Origin of the sequence: Microbacterium sp. K36 (genome assembly GCF_004794355.1) — a bacterium.
In the GTDB taxonomy this organism is placed as follows: Bacteria; Actinomycetota; Actinomycetes; order Actinomycetales; family Microbacteriaceae; genus Microbacterium; species Microbacterium paraoxydans_D.
On record NZ_SSDN01000017.1, the window covers coordinates 1 to 15,022 of the forward strand.

Sequence of the window (15,022 nt, forward strand, 5' to 3'; positions counted from 1 at the left end):
GCACCCGGGTGACGTCGGAGAGGAGACCCGAGCGGTCGAGCGCCTCCACCTGGATCAGGACGGCCGCGATCGTCAGCGCATCATTGCGGGCCAGTGCCGCGTCGTCCGGATACCAGAGCCGGGCCGCGACGATCACCACCAGCAGGGCCGCCCCGAACACGCACGCCCATGCCTGTTTCAGCACGAACACGACGAACTCGGCGAGCCCGGCACGGAAGCCCGAGGTCGGCACCGCACGGAGGAGTCGGCGAGCGGTCGCATCGACGCGGCGCTCCAGGGAGGTGGGACGTTGCATGCCTCGGACCGTATCGGTCCGTCTCGGCAGAACGCCGGGAGACCGCCGACAGTCCGCCGGGTCAGGGACGCCGCGGGCCGGAGCCGGAGGCGCGATCGATGATCCGGGCGACCATGTCCGTCGCGGTGGTGTTCTCCCCCGGCACGTTCGGTTTTCCGGTGCCGTGGTAATCGCTGGACCCGGTGACGATGAGGTCGTGCTGGGCTGCCAGCTCGCGCAGCAGCTTCTTGCCGGCGGCCGTGTTCTCCCGGTGGTCCACCTCGAACCCGGCCAACCCCGCGTCGATCAGACGCTCGATGTACGGCAGCGGCATCATCCGGTCCCGGCCGGCCGTGACCGGATGGGCGATGATCGCCACACCTCCGGCCTGGGTCAGGAGCCTCACGGCGGTCAGCGGGTCCGGTGCGTAGTGGGGCTCGTAGTAGCCCTCCCGAGGATGGAGGATGCCGTCGAAGGCCTCGCCCCGATCACGCACGATGCCGCGCGCCACCAGCGCGTCGGCGATGTGCGGGCGGCCGACGGTCGCGTCGAGCGTGGTCTGGGCCAGGACGTCGTCCCAATGGAGGTCGTAGTCGCGGCCGATGTTGCGGACGATGCGCTCCGCTCTTCCGATGCGGTCGTTCCGGATCCGGTCGGTCTCGGCCCGCAGCGCCGCGTCGTCCGGATCGAAGAGATAGCCGAGCACGTGCACGCTGCGCCACTCGTGCTTGGCGGAGAGCTCCATCCCGGGAAGGAAGGTCATGCCGAGGGCCACGGCGGCGTCCCCGGCCTCCGCCCAGCCGGTGGTGCGGTCGTGATCCGTGAGCGCCGCGGTCCGCACCCCGTGCCGATGCGCCTGTCTCATGACCTCGGCGGGCGCCTCGGTGCCGTCGGAGTGGTTGGAATGCAGGTGCAGGTCGGCGGGACCGGCGGGCGGAACGGGCATCCTCCGAGCGTACCGAGCGCCGACGCGCGTGGCGCGGAATCCCGACCACCGATCGCGGCGACGAGCCGGTACTGAGGCAGGGACTTCACAGGCGGCGCTTCTAGGCTGAAGGGGATGTTTCGACTCCTGGGGATCCTGCTCACCGTGCTCTTCGCGATCGCGACGGCGGTCGTGGTGTGGCCGCAGTTCTTCCACCTCGAGCAGACGTACCCGTTCGCGCAGCTCGTCGCCGCCCGCGGCCTCGTGCTCGGCGGGTTCCTGATCATCGCGGTGCTGGCGCTGCTGCTCCTGCTCGCCCGGCCGCTGCGCGGCTTCGCGGCGTCCGTCCTGATCGTCGCCCTGCTCGGCGCCGCCGCGACCGGGGTGATCGGAGCGGCGCGGGGGTTCGGCGTGGCCGCCCTTCCCGAGCGGACCGACACGAGCCTGCGTGTGCTCACCTGGAACACCGCGGGTGAGGCCGTCTCCGCCGAGCAGATCGCCCAGGAGATCCTGGAGCAGGAAGCCGACGTGGTGGCGCTGCCCGAGACCACCGAGGAGGTCGGCGAGCGGATCGCGCTCATGCTCCGCGAGCAGGGGCATCCGATGTGGGTGCACCACGTGCAGTTCCGCCCGGACGTGGAGGACGGCCCGCAATCGTGGCAGACGACGGTCCTCGTGGCCCCGGAGCTCGGCGAGTACTCCGTCATCGAGTCGTCGAAGGACGGCAGCAACAACACCGGATCGGTGCCGAGCGCCGTCCTCATGCCGATCGACGGGGACGGTCCGACGATCGTCGCCGTGCACGCCGTCGCGCCGCGCATGGAGGAGATGCAGCAGTGGCAGAGCGATCTGCAGTGGATCGCCGACCAGTGCCCCGCGGGTGACTTCATCCTCGCGGGCGACTTCAATGCCACCGTGGATCACATGGCCTCCCTCGGCGTCGACGGCGGCGACATGGGGTACTGCCGCGATGCCGCCTCCCGGACCGGGAACGGGATGTCCGGAACCTGGCCGAGCTCGTTCCCTGCTCTCGCCGGCGCCCCCATCGACCACGTGATGGCCTCCCCCAACTGGCGCCCCACGGGTTCCGCCGTCCTCGAAGATGCCGGCGGGAGCGATCATCGCGCCCTCATCGTGCAGCTCGAGCCGACCGGCTGATCCGCGCCTGCGCGTCCAGGTGAGAGACTGGACGGATGAGCACCGGAGAAAACGACACGATCGCTGACGAGACCGTCGAACCCCCCGTCGAGAACAGCTCGACCAACCGCAAGCAGCCGTTCCCGCAGGGGTTCCTCGACACCATCTCCACCGGGTGGGCCGAGCGTCCGGATACGCTGCCCGCGCCGCGCGCCCAGGCCACGTACGCCGAGCGCCGCCGGGCCGCCGTCTCGGCCGCATTCCCCGGCAAGCGGCTCGTGATCCCCGCCGGCTCGCTCAAGCAGCGCAGCAATGACACCGACTACGTCTTCCGCGCGCACTCCGCCTTCGCGCACCTCACCGGCTGGGGGTCCGACGCGGAGCCGGACTCGGTGCTCGTCTTCGAGCCGACGCACGACGGGCACGACGTCACGCTGTACTTCCGCGAGCGCGCCGACCGCACGACGACGGAGTTCTATGCCGACGCCACGGTGGGCGAGTTCTGGATCGGCCCGCGTCCGTCGCTGGCCGGCGTCGCCGCCGACCTGCAGGTGGCCACGGCGCACCTGCACGAGTTCGCCGCGGTCGACGGCGAGCTCGTCCTCGAGGAGGATGAGTCCCTCACCCGTTTCGTCTCGGAGCTGCGTCTCATCAAGGACGACTTCGAGATCGGCGAGATGCGGCGGGCCGTCGAGATCACCGCACGCGGCTTCGACGACATCATCCGCGAGCTCCCGGCCGCGGTCGCGCATGCCCGGGGCGAGCGCGTCGTCGAGGGCGTCTTCCACCGCCGCGCGCGCGAGGACGGCAACGGCGAGGGCTACGACACGATCGCCGCGTCCGGGCCGCACGCCTGCTACCTGCACTGGACCCGCAACGACGGCACGGTCGTCCCGGGAGACCTCATCCTCGTCGATGCAGGCGTGGAGGCGGACAGCCTCTACACCGCCGACATCACCCGCACGCTGCCGGTGTCCGGGACGTTCACGGACGTGCAGCGCCGCGTCTACGAGACGGTACGCGAGGCCGCCGACGCGGCTTTCGCGGCGGCGAAGGTCGGCGTCCGCTTCCGTGACGTGCACGCCGCGGCCATGGCCGTGATCGCCGAGCGCACCGCGGAGTGGGGCCTGCTCCCGGTCTCCGCCGAGGAGGCGCTGGACGCGGACAAGGGCGGCCAGCACCGGCGCTACATGGTGCACGGCACGTCGCATCACCTCGGCATCGACGTGCACGACTGCGCTCAGGCGCGCCGCGAGATGTACTACGACGGCATCCTCACGCCGGGCATGGTCTTCACGATCGAACCGGGGCTGTACTTCCAGATCGACGACCTCACGGTACCCGCCGAGCTGCGCGGCATCGGCGTCCGCATCGAGGACGACATCCTGATGACCGAGGACGGCCCGGTCAACCTCTCCGCGGACATCCCCCGCACGGCCGATGAGGTCGAGGCGTGGATGGCCCGTCTGCAGCGCTGACGACGGCGGGAGCGGGGTGGCGGCCCCGCTCAGCCCCGTCGCGCGCTGACGAAGGCGTCGACCACGGGCGCGAGATCCGCACCGACCTCGGCCGGCGGCCGCCGGTGTCCCTTGACCTCGAAGGAGTGCCCGCCGCCCTCGACCCAGTGCACCTGGGCGTCCTGGCAGCCGGCGACGGCGTCGTCGAGCTGGGCGATCGGCTGGATGAACGGGTCCGCTGTGCCCTCGATGAAGAGTTGCGGGACGGTGATCGACGGCAGGTGGGCGACCCGGGGCTTGTCCGGGCGGCCGGGCGGATGGAGCGGGTAGCCGAGGTAGACGAGGCCCTCCACGACGAGTCCCTCCGCCACGGCCATCGACGCCATGCGCCCGCCGTAGGACTTCCCGGTGGCCCACACGGCGGCTCGCGGGGCTCGCACGCGGGCCTCGGCTACCACGGCGTCCCATGTCGCGACGGCGTGCGCGGCCGGACCGGGCATGCGGCGTCCCTGCTCGGCGTACGGGAAGCTGAAACGCAGCGTCGTGTACCCGAGCGCCACCAGTGCGCGGTCGTACCCGACGAGGAAGGGGTGGTCCTTCCCGGCTCCGGCCCCGTGGGCGATCAGGACGACATCGTCACGGGTGCCCGGCGTCCAGTCGGCGGACACCGTCGTCGTACCGGTCGGCGGTGCGACCTCGATGCGGACCGGCGTGGGCTCCGCGGTCACCGCACCGATCCGGGGTTACCGGTCTCCGGGTCGGCGGGTCGCGGCGGAAGTCCCGGCTCGGGGGCCGGCGCAGGCGCCGGGGCAGGATCGGGCTCAGGTGCAGGCTCAGGCTCCGGGGCAGGCTCAGGCTCAGGCGCCGGTGCAGGCTCAGGCGAGGGCTGGGGAGAACCGGGCGGGATCCGCTCGCCGTACTTCGGCGGCTCGTCCAGGTTCACCGGAGGGCGCACCGGCGCGACCCGCTGCGCACCGAGGACCTGCCGCGCCTTCGCCAGCGATCCGGGCTGCACGGTCACCTCGTAGTGGTCCGCGGCGAACTGCGTCACGCTCGCGAAGTCCCGACGGCGACGCACGATCGCGTAGGTGATGAGACTCAGCAGCATGCCCACCGCGACGCCGATGAGGACGAAGCCGACGAACAGCTGGATCGGCACCTCGGGGTTGCCGAGGACGAGGATCGCCGACAGGAAGAGGCCGATGAGCACGCCGTTGATCGCTCCCGACCGCGCGGCGGCGGCGTAGCCGAGTCGTCCGGTCACCCGCTCGACCGTCCGCACGCTCTGCCCGACGATCGCGATGTCGCGCGCGGGCACCTCTCCGGCGATCAGCTTCGACACCGCCTTCTGCGCGCTCTCGTAGTCGCGCATGGAGGCGACGATCTCACCGGTGTCCGTGCCGCTCGCGGGGCGATTCAGCATGCTCATCCGGCTATTCTTCCACGTCGCGCCCCGCCGCCGGCCGAGCGACCGCCGCGACCGCCGGGCCGGCACGCCGCGGGCTACGCTGGTCGGGTGAGCACACAACGGGTTTTCGCCGCGCGCCTGGCCGGGTGCGCCGTCTTCGATCCCGTCGGCGACCGGCTCGGCAAGGTCCGGGATGTCGTCGTCGTGTATCGAAGTACCGCGGCCCCGCGAGTGATCGGGCTGGTCGTGGAGATCCCCGGCCGCCGCCACGTGTTCCTCTCGATCGGCCGGGTCACGTCGATCCGGTCCGGTCAGGTCATCACCACGGGCCTCATCAACGTGCGCCGCTTCTCCCCGCGCGCGGGCGAGGTGCGCGTCCTCGCCGAGATGCTGGGCCGACGGGTGAGCCTGACCGACGGCAGCGGCACCGCCGTCATCGAGGACGTGGCCATCGAGCCCAACCGGCTCGGCGAATGGGCGATCAGCCAGCTCTTCCTGCGCCGGCCGAAGACCGGGGCGTCGCCGTTCGCCAAGGGCCCGACGACGTTCGCCGCCTGGAGCGAGGTCACCGAGGAGCAGGCGCCGGGCGAGTCGCAGTCCGCCGAGCAGCTCGTCGCCTCCTACTCCGAGCTGCACGCCGCCGACCTCGCCAACACGCTCCTCGACCTCCCGCAGCAGCGGATGATCGAGGTCGCGGAGGAGCTCTCCGACGACCGTCTCGCCGACGCCCTCGAGGAGATGCCGGAGGACGAGCAGGTGCACATCCTCGACCGTCTCGGCGAGGAGCGCGCGGCCGACATCCTCGATCAGATGGAACCGGACGACGCCGCCGACCTCCTCGCTCAGCTCCCGCCCACCCAGCTGGAGCAGCTGCTCCAGCGGATGGAGCCGGAGCGCGCCGAAGACGTGCGGATGCTGCTGCGCTACGGCCCCGACACGGCCGGCGGTCTGATGACCCCGGAGCCGATCATCCTGTCTGCCGACGCCACGGTCGCGGAGGCGCTGGCGCTCATCCGCCGCCACGAGCTGCACCCGGCCCTCGCCGCGGCCGTGTTCGTCACGCTCCCGCCCTTCGAGACGCCGACCGGCCGGCTGCTGGGGCTCGTGCACTTCCAGCGGATGCTGCGCTACCCGCCGCACGAGCGGCTCGGCGCCATCCTCGACGACAGCCTCGAGCCGGTGCCCGTCACCGCCTCCGCGGCCGAGGTCGCCCGCATGCTCGCCAGCTACGACCTCGTCTCGCTGCCCGTGATCGACGCGGCCCACCGCCTCGTCGGCGCGATCAGCATCGACGACGTGCTCGACTACCTGCTGCCGGACGACTGGCGCACGCACGACAGCGACGACGTCGCCCCGCCCGTGACGGAGGCGCGCTGATGGCACGCAAGGAGCGGGCCGCCCGCCTCGACGCGCCGGGACGGACGAGCACCCGCCCCCGGTCGACCTCGCGCGACCGCTTCGGTCGCTTCACGGAGTGGGTCGCCCGCGCCATGGGCACCCCGGCGTTCCTCGTCATCCTCAGTCTCTTCTGCATCCTCTGGATCGGCTGGAACACGCTGATGCCGCGCGAGGTGCGCTTCGACGACGCCGCGCTCGGCTTCACCGCGCTCACCCTGATGCTCTCGCTGCAGGCCTCGTACGCCGCGCCGCTCATCCTCCTCGCGCAGAACCGCCAGGACGACCGCGACCGCGTGCAGATCGAGCAGGACCGCCAGCGCGCCGAGCGGAACCTCGCGGACACCGAGTACCTCGCCCGCGAGATCGTCGCGCTGCGGATGTCGCTGGAGGAGCGCAACGCGCAGGTGGTCACCCGCGACGTGCTGCGGCAGGAGCTCCGTGCCCTGCTGGCCGAGCTGGGCGACGCCGAGGAGAAGCCCGCGGGCGGCACCGCCTCATGACCGCGGCCGAGAACGTCAGGGCCGCGGTGGCGGCGGTGACCGATCCGGAGCTGCGGCGGCCGATCGGCGACCTCGACATGGTGCGCGACATCTCGGTCGAGGACGGAGTGGCGCGTGTCGGCATCGTGCTGACGATCGTGGGGTGCCCCGCCGCCGACCGCATCGAGCGCGACGTGCGCGGTGCCGCGGCCGCGGTCCCCGGGGTCACGGACGTCGAGGTCGAGGTGGGGGTGATGACCCCGGCCGAGCGCAAGGCGCTCACCGAGCGGCTTCGCGCGGGTCGACCGGCGCGGCACATGCCCTTCGGGCCCGATTCCCTCACCCGCGTGATCCTCGTCTCCAGCGGCAAGGGCGGCGTCGGCAAGTCGACGGTCACCGCGAACCTCGCGGTCGCCCTCGCCGACCAGGGCCTCGCCGTCGGCCTGGTGGATGCGGACGTGCACGGCTTCTCGATCCCGGGGCTGCTCGGCATCCCCGCCGGCACGCAGCCGACGCGCATCGACGACCTCATGCTGCCGCCGGTGGCCCACGGGGTGAAGACCATCTCGATCGGGATGTTCCTGCGCGACGGGGAGTCCGTCGTGGCCTGGCGCGGACCGATGCTGCACCGCACGGTCTCGCAGTTCCTCACCGACGTCTTCTTCGGCGATCTCGACGTCCTGCTCATCGACATGCCGCCCGGCACCGGGGACATCGCCATCTCGATCGGGCAGCTCCTCCCCCACGCCGAGGTGCTCGTGGTCACCACGCCGCAGGCGGCGGCCTCCGACGTGGCCATCCGCAGCGGACTCGTCGCCCGTCAGACCGGTCAGCGGGTGATCGGCGTGATCGAGAACATGTCCGCGTACACCCTCCCCGACGGCACCGTCATCGACCTGTTCGGTGCGGGCGGCGGAGCGGCGGTCGCGGAGGCCCTGTCCGCGCCCGACGCGCCGGTCCCCCTGCTCGCCTCCATCCCGCTCAGCCCGGCGCTCCGCCAGGGCGGCGACGAGGGCGTCCCGGTCGTCACCTCGGCGCCGGACGACGCCGCCGCGCAGGCGATCCGCACGATGGCCGCCGCCCTCGCCCGACGGGGCCGGGGCCTGTCCGGCCGCTCGCTGCCCATGTCGATCGGATGAGCACGCGTGGGAGGATGGACGGATGCCGCACCGCTCCGTGACCGTGGATGAGGGACTGCTGCGGAGGATGGCGCGCGACGCGGCCGTCTACGCGCTCACCCGTCCCGTCGCGATCGTGATGTGGGTCGCGCTGGCGGCGGGACTCGTCCTCTCCGTCTTCACCCTCAACGACCTCCTCTCCACGGGAGCCGAGGTCAGCGCGATCGTCGCCTGGATGCCCGTGGTCACGGTGGGACTGGGCGCCTACGCGGTGCTCCTGACCACCTCGAGCGCCCGTCGCGCCGTGCGGGCCGCGATGCCGGTGGAGAGCGTCGTGTGGGTCGCACTCGAAGAGGATCGGCTGCAGCTGGGAAGCGATCGTCGTCGTTCCGAGATCCCCTACGCCACGTTCCAGAGTCTCCGCGTCGGACGGGACGCCGTGATCTTCAAGGTGCGCGACGCCTCCGTCGCCACCGCCATCCCGCGCTCGCTCTTCAGCGACGAGGAGCTGGCGACCCTGCGGACGCGGATCTCCTGACCGGACGGCTCAGGTCGCCTCGCTGTCGAACGGCGGGCGGTCCTCCGCGCTGAAGGTCGGCGGCGCGGTGCGCGGGGCCACCGGCTCGGCGATCGTCGCCGTCGCCTGCGCGGGGGTCGCAGGCTCCGGCTCCTCGAGGAGCGCGTCGCGGATGATGCGCCGGGGGTCGTACTGCCGCGGGTCGAGCTTGCGCCAGTCCACATCGTCGAGTTCCGGTCCCATCTCCTCGCGCACACGGGACTTCGTGTCGCGGATGTACTCGCCGGCCCTGCGCACGATGCTCGCGAAGGCCTCCGCGGCACGCGGCAGACGCTCGGGGCCGATGATCAGCACCGCGATCAGGCCGATGAGCAGCAGCTTCTCGAAGGTGAGGCCGAACGTCATGTGACCAGGCTACCGCCGCGCCTGCGGGCTCTGCGCGCGGTGAGCGAATACCCTGGACACATCAGCCATGCACGCAGGGAGAGGCAGGTCATGAGCGAGCACGACGCCAACGCGCGCTTCCTTCGCGAGTCCATCGTCGAGCCGGAGACCATCGCCCGCGCTCGCGCCCACGCCGTGGAGCTGGGAGCGGCCCCGATCAGCGCGGTCGTCGGCTCGCAGATCGCCGTGCTCGCCGCCGCCGGAACGGCGCGCTCCATCGTCGAGATCGGCACCGGCGCCGGCGTCTCCGGACTCTGGCTGCTGCGCGGGGCCCCGAACGCGGTGCTGACCTCGATCGACAACGAGCCCGAGCACCTCGCCGCCGCCCGTCAGGCGTTCGCGGACGCGAAGGTGCCCGCCACCCGCGCGCGGTTCATCGCCGGCCGCGCGATCGACGTGCTCCCCCGCATGAACGAGGCGTCGTACGACATCGTCCTCGTCGACGCCGACCCCGAGAACGTCATCGAGTACGTCTCGCACGGTCTCCGCCTCGCCCGCACCGGCGGCCTGGTGCTCGTGCCGCGCATCCTCGCCGGGGGCCGGGTGGCCGACCCTGTCCAGCGCGACGACGTCACCTCCGCCTACCGATCGCTCGTCCAGGAGACGCAGGAATCCTCGGCGGTGCTGGCCACGGTCTCGCCCGCGGGCGAGGGCCTGCTGCAGCTGATCCGCCTCGACGACCGGGCCTGACCGGGTCCGCCGACGCGAAGAGGGCGAGGGATCCGCGGATCCCTCGCCCTCTTCGCGTCGCGCTGCAGCGGACCAGGTACGATCAGGCCGGGGCCACGACGGCACCGAGCACGTCGTGAAGCTCCTTGGCCTCGGCGTCGTTCACGGAGACGACCAGGCGGCCTCCTCCTTCGAGCGGAACACGCACGATGATGAGTCGTCCCTCTTTCACGGCCTCCATGGGTCCGTCTCCGGTCCTCGGCTTCATCGCTGCCATCGTGGCTCCCTTTCCTCCGGTGGTATGGGACGAGTTTATCGGGTGCGACCGCGCCGTGGACGTCACGGGACACAATCCGCTCCCCGGCGTCGTCAGGGCACCTGCCAGAACGTGCTGCCGAGGGCATACACGTGATAGATCCACACCCACTGGCCGACCAGGCACAGCGCCAGCACGCCCAGCCGCCACGCTCGTGAGCGCGGTACCGCCACCGCTCCCCACGCCGGGCTGAGCGGCAGCAGCAGGCGGAACGTGCTCGACTGCGGGAAGAACACCGCGAGCAGGTAGAGCAGGTAGCTCGCGCTCCAGAGACGGAGGTCGGGGCCGAGAGCGCGCACCTGCGGGGACAGCAGCAGCGCGGCGGCCGCCGCGACCACGAGCACGATGAGCGCGACCGGCCCCCAGCCGGCTGGCAGGCCCCACAGCTCGAACCAGAACTGCGATGCCTGCACCCAGCCCTCGAAGGGCACGAACCCCTCGACGCCCCCGGTGATCCAGTGCCGGCGCCAGGCGAGCTCGGTGGCGAGGTAGGCGCCGGGGTCCCCGGTCACGACACCGGCGATCACCTGCCACGCGAACCCGGTCGCCGTCGCCAGTGCGCCGAGGGCGACGATGTGCACGACCTCCCTGCCCCCGAGCGGATCCGTGCGACGGTGCGTCCAGCGGAGGATCCCGTGCAGACCGAGGTACAGGGCGAAGGCGAGCACTCCGGGGCGGGTGAATCCCAGCACCGGGATGAGCACGTACAGCCAGGCGTAGTTCCGGCGGATCGTCGCGTCCAGCGCGAGGAAGAGCAGCAGCAGGAAGAGCGTCTCCGCGTAGCCGACCTGGAACAGGGCGCCCAGGGGGCCGGCGGCGAAGAAGACGACGGCCCACAGCGCCGCCGCGTTCCCGATGCGGTCGCGGAGCAGACGATGCAGGGCGAGACAGGCCAGATAGCCGGCGACGAGCGCGAGCACGAGCGCTCCGGCGCCCCAGGAGCCGAACAGGAAGCCCAGCGCCTTCGCGGCGTACGCGAACACGGGCATGAAGGCCCACGCGTTCTCGGCCACCTCCCCCTCGTCGGTCAGCGGGAGGTCGGCGGGATAGCCGTGCACCGCCACCTGCCAGTACCACTGGGCATCCCATCCGAGGACGAAGTCCACGAGCCCGGCGTCGCCGCCGAAGCGCGAGAACACCGTGGACAGGGAGGCCGCGGCGATGAGGAATCCGGTCGTCACGACCCGTGCGAGGACGTAGATGATGCCGATGCTCAGAGCCAGCGGCATCCGCGCCCAGCGCCGTGCGAGCGTCAGTGCGACGTGAGCCATGCGCGCAGACCCCGCTCGACGGCGTCGATCTGGGCGAGCGGCACACGCTCCTCGTCGTGATGGGCGAGATGCGGGTCACCGGGCCCGTAGTTCACGGCCGGGATGCCGAGGGCCGAGAAGCGCGCGACGTCGGTCCATCCGTATTTCGGCTGCGGCTCCGCGCCGACCGCCGCGACGAACCGGCGCGCGATGTCGGCGTCCAGCCCGGGGCGGGCGCCCTCGGCGGCATCCGTGATCTCGACGTCGAAGCCGGCGAGGACCGCCCGGACGTGGGCCTCGGCGTCGGTCGCGGACTTGTTCGGCGCGAAGCGGTAGTTGACCTCGACCTCGCAGGCGTCTGGGATGACGTTGCCGGCGACCCCACCCGCGATGCGGACCGCGCTGAGCCCCTCCCGATAGAGCAGGCCCTCCACCAGCACCTCCCGGGCCCGGTACTCGGACAGCCGGGTGAGGATGGGCGCCGCGCGATGGATCGCGTTCTCGCCGATCCAGGCCCTGGCGCTGTGCGCGCGGACCCCCGTGGTCCGCACGATCGCCCGCAGCGTGCCGTTGCACCCGCCTTCGACCTGGCCGTTCGACGGCTCCCCGAGGATGGCGAAATCGGCCTGGAACAGGTCAGGACGCGCTGCGGCGAGAAGCCCGAGGCCGTTCAAGGAGGCCGCGACCTCCTCGTTGTCGTACCACATCCAGGTCACGTCGATCGCGGGGTCGGTGAGCTCGGCGGCCAGCTTGAGCTGCACCGCGACCCCGGCTTTCATGTCGACGGTGCCGCGACCCCACAGATACGGCACGCCGTCGATCTCGATGTCGCGCGTGGGCAGATTGTCGTTGAGGGGCACGGTGTCGATGTGCCCGGCGATCGCGACGCGCTGCGCCCGACCGAGATCCGTGCGGGCGACGACCGTGTTGCCGTGCCGGATGACCTCCAGGTGCGGCAGACCGGACACGGCCTCCTCGATCAGGTCGGCCAGTGTCTTCTCGTCGCCGGAGACACTCGGGACGTCGCAGATCGCGCGGGTGATGTCGGCGGAGGACGCGGTCAGATCGAGCACCATGCCCCCAGCCTACTGATGCCCGTCATGCGGGACGGGACACCGTCGCCGGCGCGATACCGTGGAGGCATGAGCGACGCACGATCTGTCTGGGGACTCGGCCTGACGACCACCGCGAGCGACGGCACGGTCCTCGACGCGTGGTACCCGGAGGTCCGCTCGTCCGCGCCGTCCGAGACCGAGGTCGCCGCCGCGCGCACCGCGCTCGACGCACAGACCGGTCAGGACGAGCGCCGCGACGTCACCCTCGCGGTGGTCGAGCTCACGATCGACCTGGACGCCGCCCCGGTCTCCACCGCGGACGCCTATCTGCGTCTGCACGCGCTGTCGCACCTGCTCGCGCGGCCGAACGCCCTCAACCTCGACAGCATCTTCGGTCACCTGCCGAACGTCGCCTGGACCAATGCCGGCCCGCTGCTCCCCGCCGATGCCGCGCGCCTGCGTCCGCAGCTCCAGCGCGCCGGGATCCAGATCCAGGGCCTGGACAAGTTCCCTCGTCTCACCGACTACGTGCAGCCCGCCGGGGTGCGCATCGCCGACGCCTCGCGCGTGCGGCTCGGCGCCCACCTCGCCCCCGGCACCACGGTCATGCACGAGGGCTTCGTCAACTTCAACGCCGGCACCCTCGGCGCCTCGATGGTCGAGGGGCGCATCTCGCAGGGCGTGGTGGTCGGCGACGGCAGCGACATCGGCGGCGGCGCCTCGATCATGGGCACCCTCTCCGGCGGCGGGTCGCATCGCGTGTCGATCGGCGCCCGCACGCTTCTCGGCGCGAACGCCGGCATCGGCATCTCCCTCGGCGACGACTGCGTCGTGGAGGCCGGGCTCTACGTCACCGCCGGGACGAAGATCGTGCTCGCCGACGGTCCCGTGACGGCCGACGGAGGACGGAAGACCGTCAAGGGCGCCGACCTCTCGGGCCAGGACGGCCTCCTCTTCCGTCGCAACTCCCTTACGGGTGCCGTCGAGGCGGTCCGTCGGGCCGGCGTCGGCGTCACGCTCAACGAGGCGCTCCACGCCTGACAGCCCGCCTGCAGCCTTCGACCGGTCTCCGCTGGTAGACTGGCTCCGTTGCCCGCGCCGCCGGCCGGTCAGCATCGTCGTCGTCTAGGGGTCTCCGAGGACCGAAGCGAGCGCCCGCGCTCCCCTCTCCAGCCCGAACTGGCCATTCGCACGGCGAACGGACGCGCACTCGCTGCGTCTTCGCCCACCTCACCCCACTATCCCGCGCCGTTCTCGTGCGCTGACGGAGTTCTCTGCATGCCTTCCTTCCTCGATCTCGGCGTTCCCGCCGAGCTCGCCACCGTTCTCGCCGCCTCCGGAAAGACCGAGGCGTTCGCGATCCAGCGCGACACCCTGCCCGACTCGCTCGCCGGCCGTGACCTCCTCGGTCGCGGACGCACGGGCAGCGGCAAGACCATCGCCTTCGCGCTCCCGCTCGTCGCCCGCCTGGCGGCCTCCGGCCACAAGCGTCGTTCCGGCCTGCCCCGCGGCCTCGTGCTCGCCCCTACCCGCGAGCTCGCCACCCAGATCGCCGCGACCGTCGCCCCGCTCGCGGAGGCCGTCGGCCTTCGGGTCACCACCGTGTTCGGCGGCGTCAGCCAGCGTCCGCAGGAGCAGGCGCTGCAGGGCGGCGTCGACATCGTCGTCGCCTGCCCCGGCCGTCTGGAAGACCTCATGAAGCAGCAGGTCGTGCGTCTCAGCGCGATCGAGGTCACCGTGCTCGATGAGGCGGACCACATGGCCGATCTCGGCTTCCTCCCCGGCGTCACCCGCATCCTGTCGGCGACGCCCGCCGACGGTCAGCGCCTGCTCTTCAGCGCCACGCTGGACCGCGGCATCGACACCCTCGCCCGCCGGTTCCTCACGAACGCCGTCAGCCACGAGGTCGACGAGGCGAGCGTGCCCGTCGGCGAGATGACCCACCGGGTGCTCGTCGTCGACTCCCCCGAGAACAAGACCGTGCTGGTGCGCGATCTCGCCTCGGGCACCGGCCGTCGCATCCTCTTCACGCGCACCAAGCACCAGGCGAAGAAGCTCGCCAAGCAGCTCACCGCCGCCGGGATCCCGGCCGTCGACCTGCACGGCAACCTGTCGCAGAACGCACGCGAGCGCAACCTCGGCGCCTTCTCCACCGACCCGGCCGACGGGGGCGTCCGCGTCCTCGTCGCGACCGATGTCGCGGCCCGCGGTGTGCACGTCGACAACGTCGACCTCGTCGTCCACGTCGATCCGCCCGTCGAGCACAAGGCCTACCTGCACCGCTCGGGCCGCACGGCTCGTGCCGGCGCCGCCGGCACGGTCGTCACCGTGGTCCTGCCCGAGCAGCGCCGTGACGTGAAGGATCTCCTGCGCAAGGCCGCCATCACCGCACCGCTGGAGAACCTCACCGCCGACGCCGTGACCGAGCTCGTCCCCGAGCGGGCTCCGCACGTGCGCCCCGCTCCCCCGCAGCCGCAGCAGCAGCGCTCTGCGAAGCAGCGGCCCGCGGGCGGCGAGAAGAGCACCGCGACCGGGGCGGTGTACTCGATGAGCAGCGCGATCCCGACGTCCATCA

General features: G+C 71.9%; 17 protein-coding genes. 9 read left to right on the forward strand and 8 right to left on the reverse strand.

Going from position 1 to position 15,022, the window contains the following annotated elements; all coding sequences use genetic code 11:
- On the reverse strand, positions 1-295 hold a 295-nt coding region (locus DW296_RS00555; protein WP_136050638.1), incomplete at its 3' end, for a DUF817 family protein.
- A 61-nt stretch (positions 296-356) separates the two neighbouring features.
- On the reverse strand, positions 357-1,220 hold the full coding sequence (locus DW296_RS00560; RefSeq protein WP_136050639.1) for a PHP domain-containing protein: 864 nt from the start codon (positions 1,218-1,220) through the stop codon (positions 357-359).
- Positions 1,221-1,334: 114 nt separating this feature from the next.
- Between DW296_RS00560 and DW296_RS00565 the strand changes: the two genes are divergently transcribed.
- Both DW296_RS00565 and DW296_RS00570 read left to right on the forward strand, forming a co-directional pair.
- Positions 1,335-2,357, forward strand: coding sequence for an endonuclease/exonuclease/phosphatase family protein (locus tag DW296_RS00565; RefSeq protein WP_136050640.1), 1,023 nt, complete (start codon positions 1,335-1,337; stop codon positions 2,355-2,357).
- 35 nt (positions 2,358-2,392) lie between these two features.
- Positions 2,393-3,814: an aminopeptidase P family protein gene (locus DW296_RS00570; RefSeq protein WP_136050641.1), complete on the forward strand. Its 1,422-nt coding sequence runs from the start codon at positions 2,393-2,395 to the stop codon at positions 3,812-3,814.
- Positions 3,815-3,843: 29 nt separating this feature from the next.
- On the opposite strand, the gene DW296_RS00575 is transcribed toward DW296_RS00570, so the two are convergent.
- Complete coding sequence (locus tag DW296_RS00575) at positions 3,844-4,521, reverse strand: alpha/beta hydrolase family protein (protein ID WP_136050642.1); 678 nt, start codon at positions 4,519-4,521, stop codon at positions 3,844-3,846.
- Positions 4,518-5,222, reverse strand: coding sequence for a general stress protein (locus tag DW296_RS00580; protein WP_240742943.1), 705 nt, complete (start codon positions 5,220-5,222; stop codon positions 4,518-4,520). Before DW296_RS00580 ends, DW296_RS00575 begins: the two co-directional genes overlap by 4 nt.
- Before the next feature lie 87 nt (positions 5,223-5,309).
- Between DW296_RS00580 and DW296_RS00585 the strand changes: the two genes are divergently transcribed.
- From DW296_RS00585 to DW296_RS00600, 4 genes are read left to right on the forward strand one after another with little or no spacing between them, the layout of a single operon-like run.
- Positions 5,310-6,578, forward strand: coding sequence for a magnesium transporter MgtE N-terminal domain-containing protein (locus DW296_RS00585; RefSeq protein ID WP_136050643.1), 1,269 nt, complete (start codon positions 5,310-5,312; stop codon positions 6,576-6,578).
- Positions 6,578-7,099 (forward strand): DUF1003 domain-containing protein, encoded by a 522-nt coding sequence (locus DW296_RS00590; protein WP_025102963.1) that lies wholly within the window; start codon positions 6,578-6,580, stop codon positions 7,097-7,099. The genes DW296_RS00585 and DW296_RS00590 overlap by 1 nt, the downstream gene beginning before the upstream one ends.
- Entirely contained in the window at positions 7,096-8,217 is a 1,122-nt protein-coding gene (locus tag DW296_RS00595) for an Mrp/NBP35 family ATP-binding protein (protein ID WP_136050644.1), read from the forward strand. The genes DW296_RS00590 and DW296_RS00595 overlap by 4 nt, the downstream gene beginning before the upstream one ends.
- A gap of 22 nt (positions 8,218-8,239) precedes the next feature.
- Complete coding sequence (locus tag DW296_RS00600; protein ID WP_025102961.1) at positions 8,240-8,734, forward strand: YcxB family protein; 495 nt, start codon at positions 8,240-8,242, stop codon at positions 8,732-8,734.
- 9 nt (positions 8,735-8,743) lie between these two features.
- Here the strand turns inward: DW296_RS00600 and DW296_RS00605 are convergent, their stop codons facing one another.
- Positions 8,744-9,118: a twin-arginine translocase TatA/TatE family subunit gene (locus DW296_RS00605; protein WP_025102960.1), complete on the reverse strand. Its 375-nt coding sequence runs from the start codon at positions 9,116-9,118 to the stop codon at positions 8,744-8,746.
- A 90-nt stretch (positions 9,119-9,208) separates the two neighbouring features.
- On the opposite strand from DW296_RS00605, the gene DW296_RS00610 reads away from it, so the two are divergent.
- Positions 9,209-9,847 (forward strand): O-methyltransferase, encoded by a 639-nt coding sequence (locus DW296_RS00610; RefSeq protein WP_025102959.1) that lies wholly within the window; start codon positions 9,209-9,211, stop codon positions 9,845-9,847.
- A gap of 82 nt (positions 9,848-9,929) precedes the next feature.
- On the opposite strand, the gene DW296_RS00615 is transcribed toward DW296_RS00610, so the two are convergent.
- The 3 genes from DW296_RS00615 to dapE all read right to left on the reverse strand — a co-directional run bounded on the left by DW296_RS00615 (position 9,930) and on the right by dapE (position 12,468).
- Positions 9,930-10,103, reverse strand: coding sequence for a DUF3117 domain-containing protein (locus DW296_RS00615; RefSeq protein WP_071328210.1), 174 nt, complete (start codon positions 10,101-10,103; stop codon positions 9,930-9,932).
- Positions 10,104-10,195: 92 nt separating this feature from the next.
- The gene (locus tag DW296_RS00620) at positions 10,196-11,413 is read right to left on the reverse strand and encodes a hypothetical protein (RefSeq protein WP_136050645.1); all 1,218 of its coding nucleotides are present in this window, start codon (positions 11,411-11,413) and stop codon (positions 10,196-10,198) included.
- Entirely contained in the window at positions 11,395-12,468 is a 1,074-nt protein-coding gene (gene dapE / locus DW296_RS00625; protein WP_136050646.1) for a succinyl-diaminopimelate desuccinylase, read from the reverse strand. The genes DW296_RS00620 and dapE overlap by 19 nt, the downstream gene beginning before the upstream one ends.
- 66 nt (positions 12,469-12,534) lie before the next feature.
- Between dapE and dapD the strand changes: the two genes are divergently transcribed.
- Positions 12,535-13,488: a 2,3,4,5-tetrahydropyridine-2,6-dicarboxylate N-succinyltransferase gene (gene dapD / locus DW296_RS00630; protein ID WP_136050647.1), complete on the forward strand. Its 954-nt coding sequence runs from the start codon at positions 12,535-12,537 to the stop codon at positions 13,486-13,488.
- 237 nt (positions 13,489-13,725) lie between these two features.
- The coding region (locus tag DW296_RS00635; RefSeq protein WP_136050648.1) for a DEAD/DEAH box helicase at positions 13,726-15,022 on the forward strand (1,297 nt) is incomplete at its 3' end.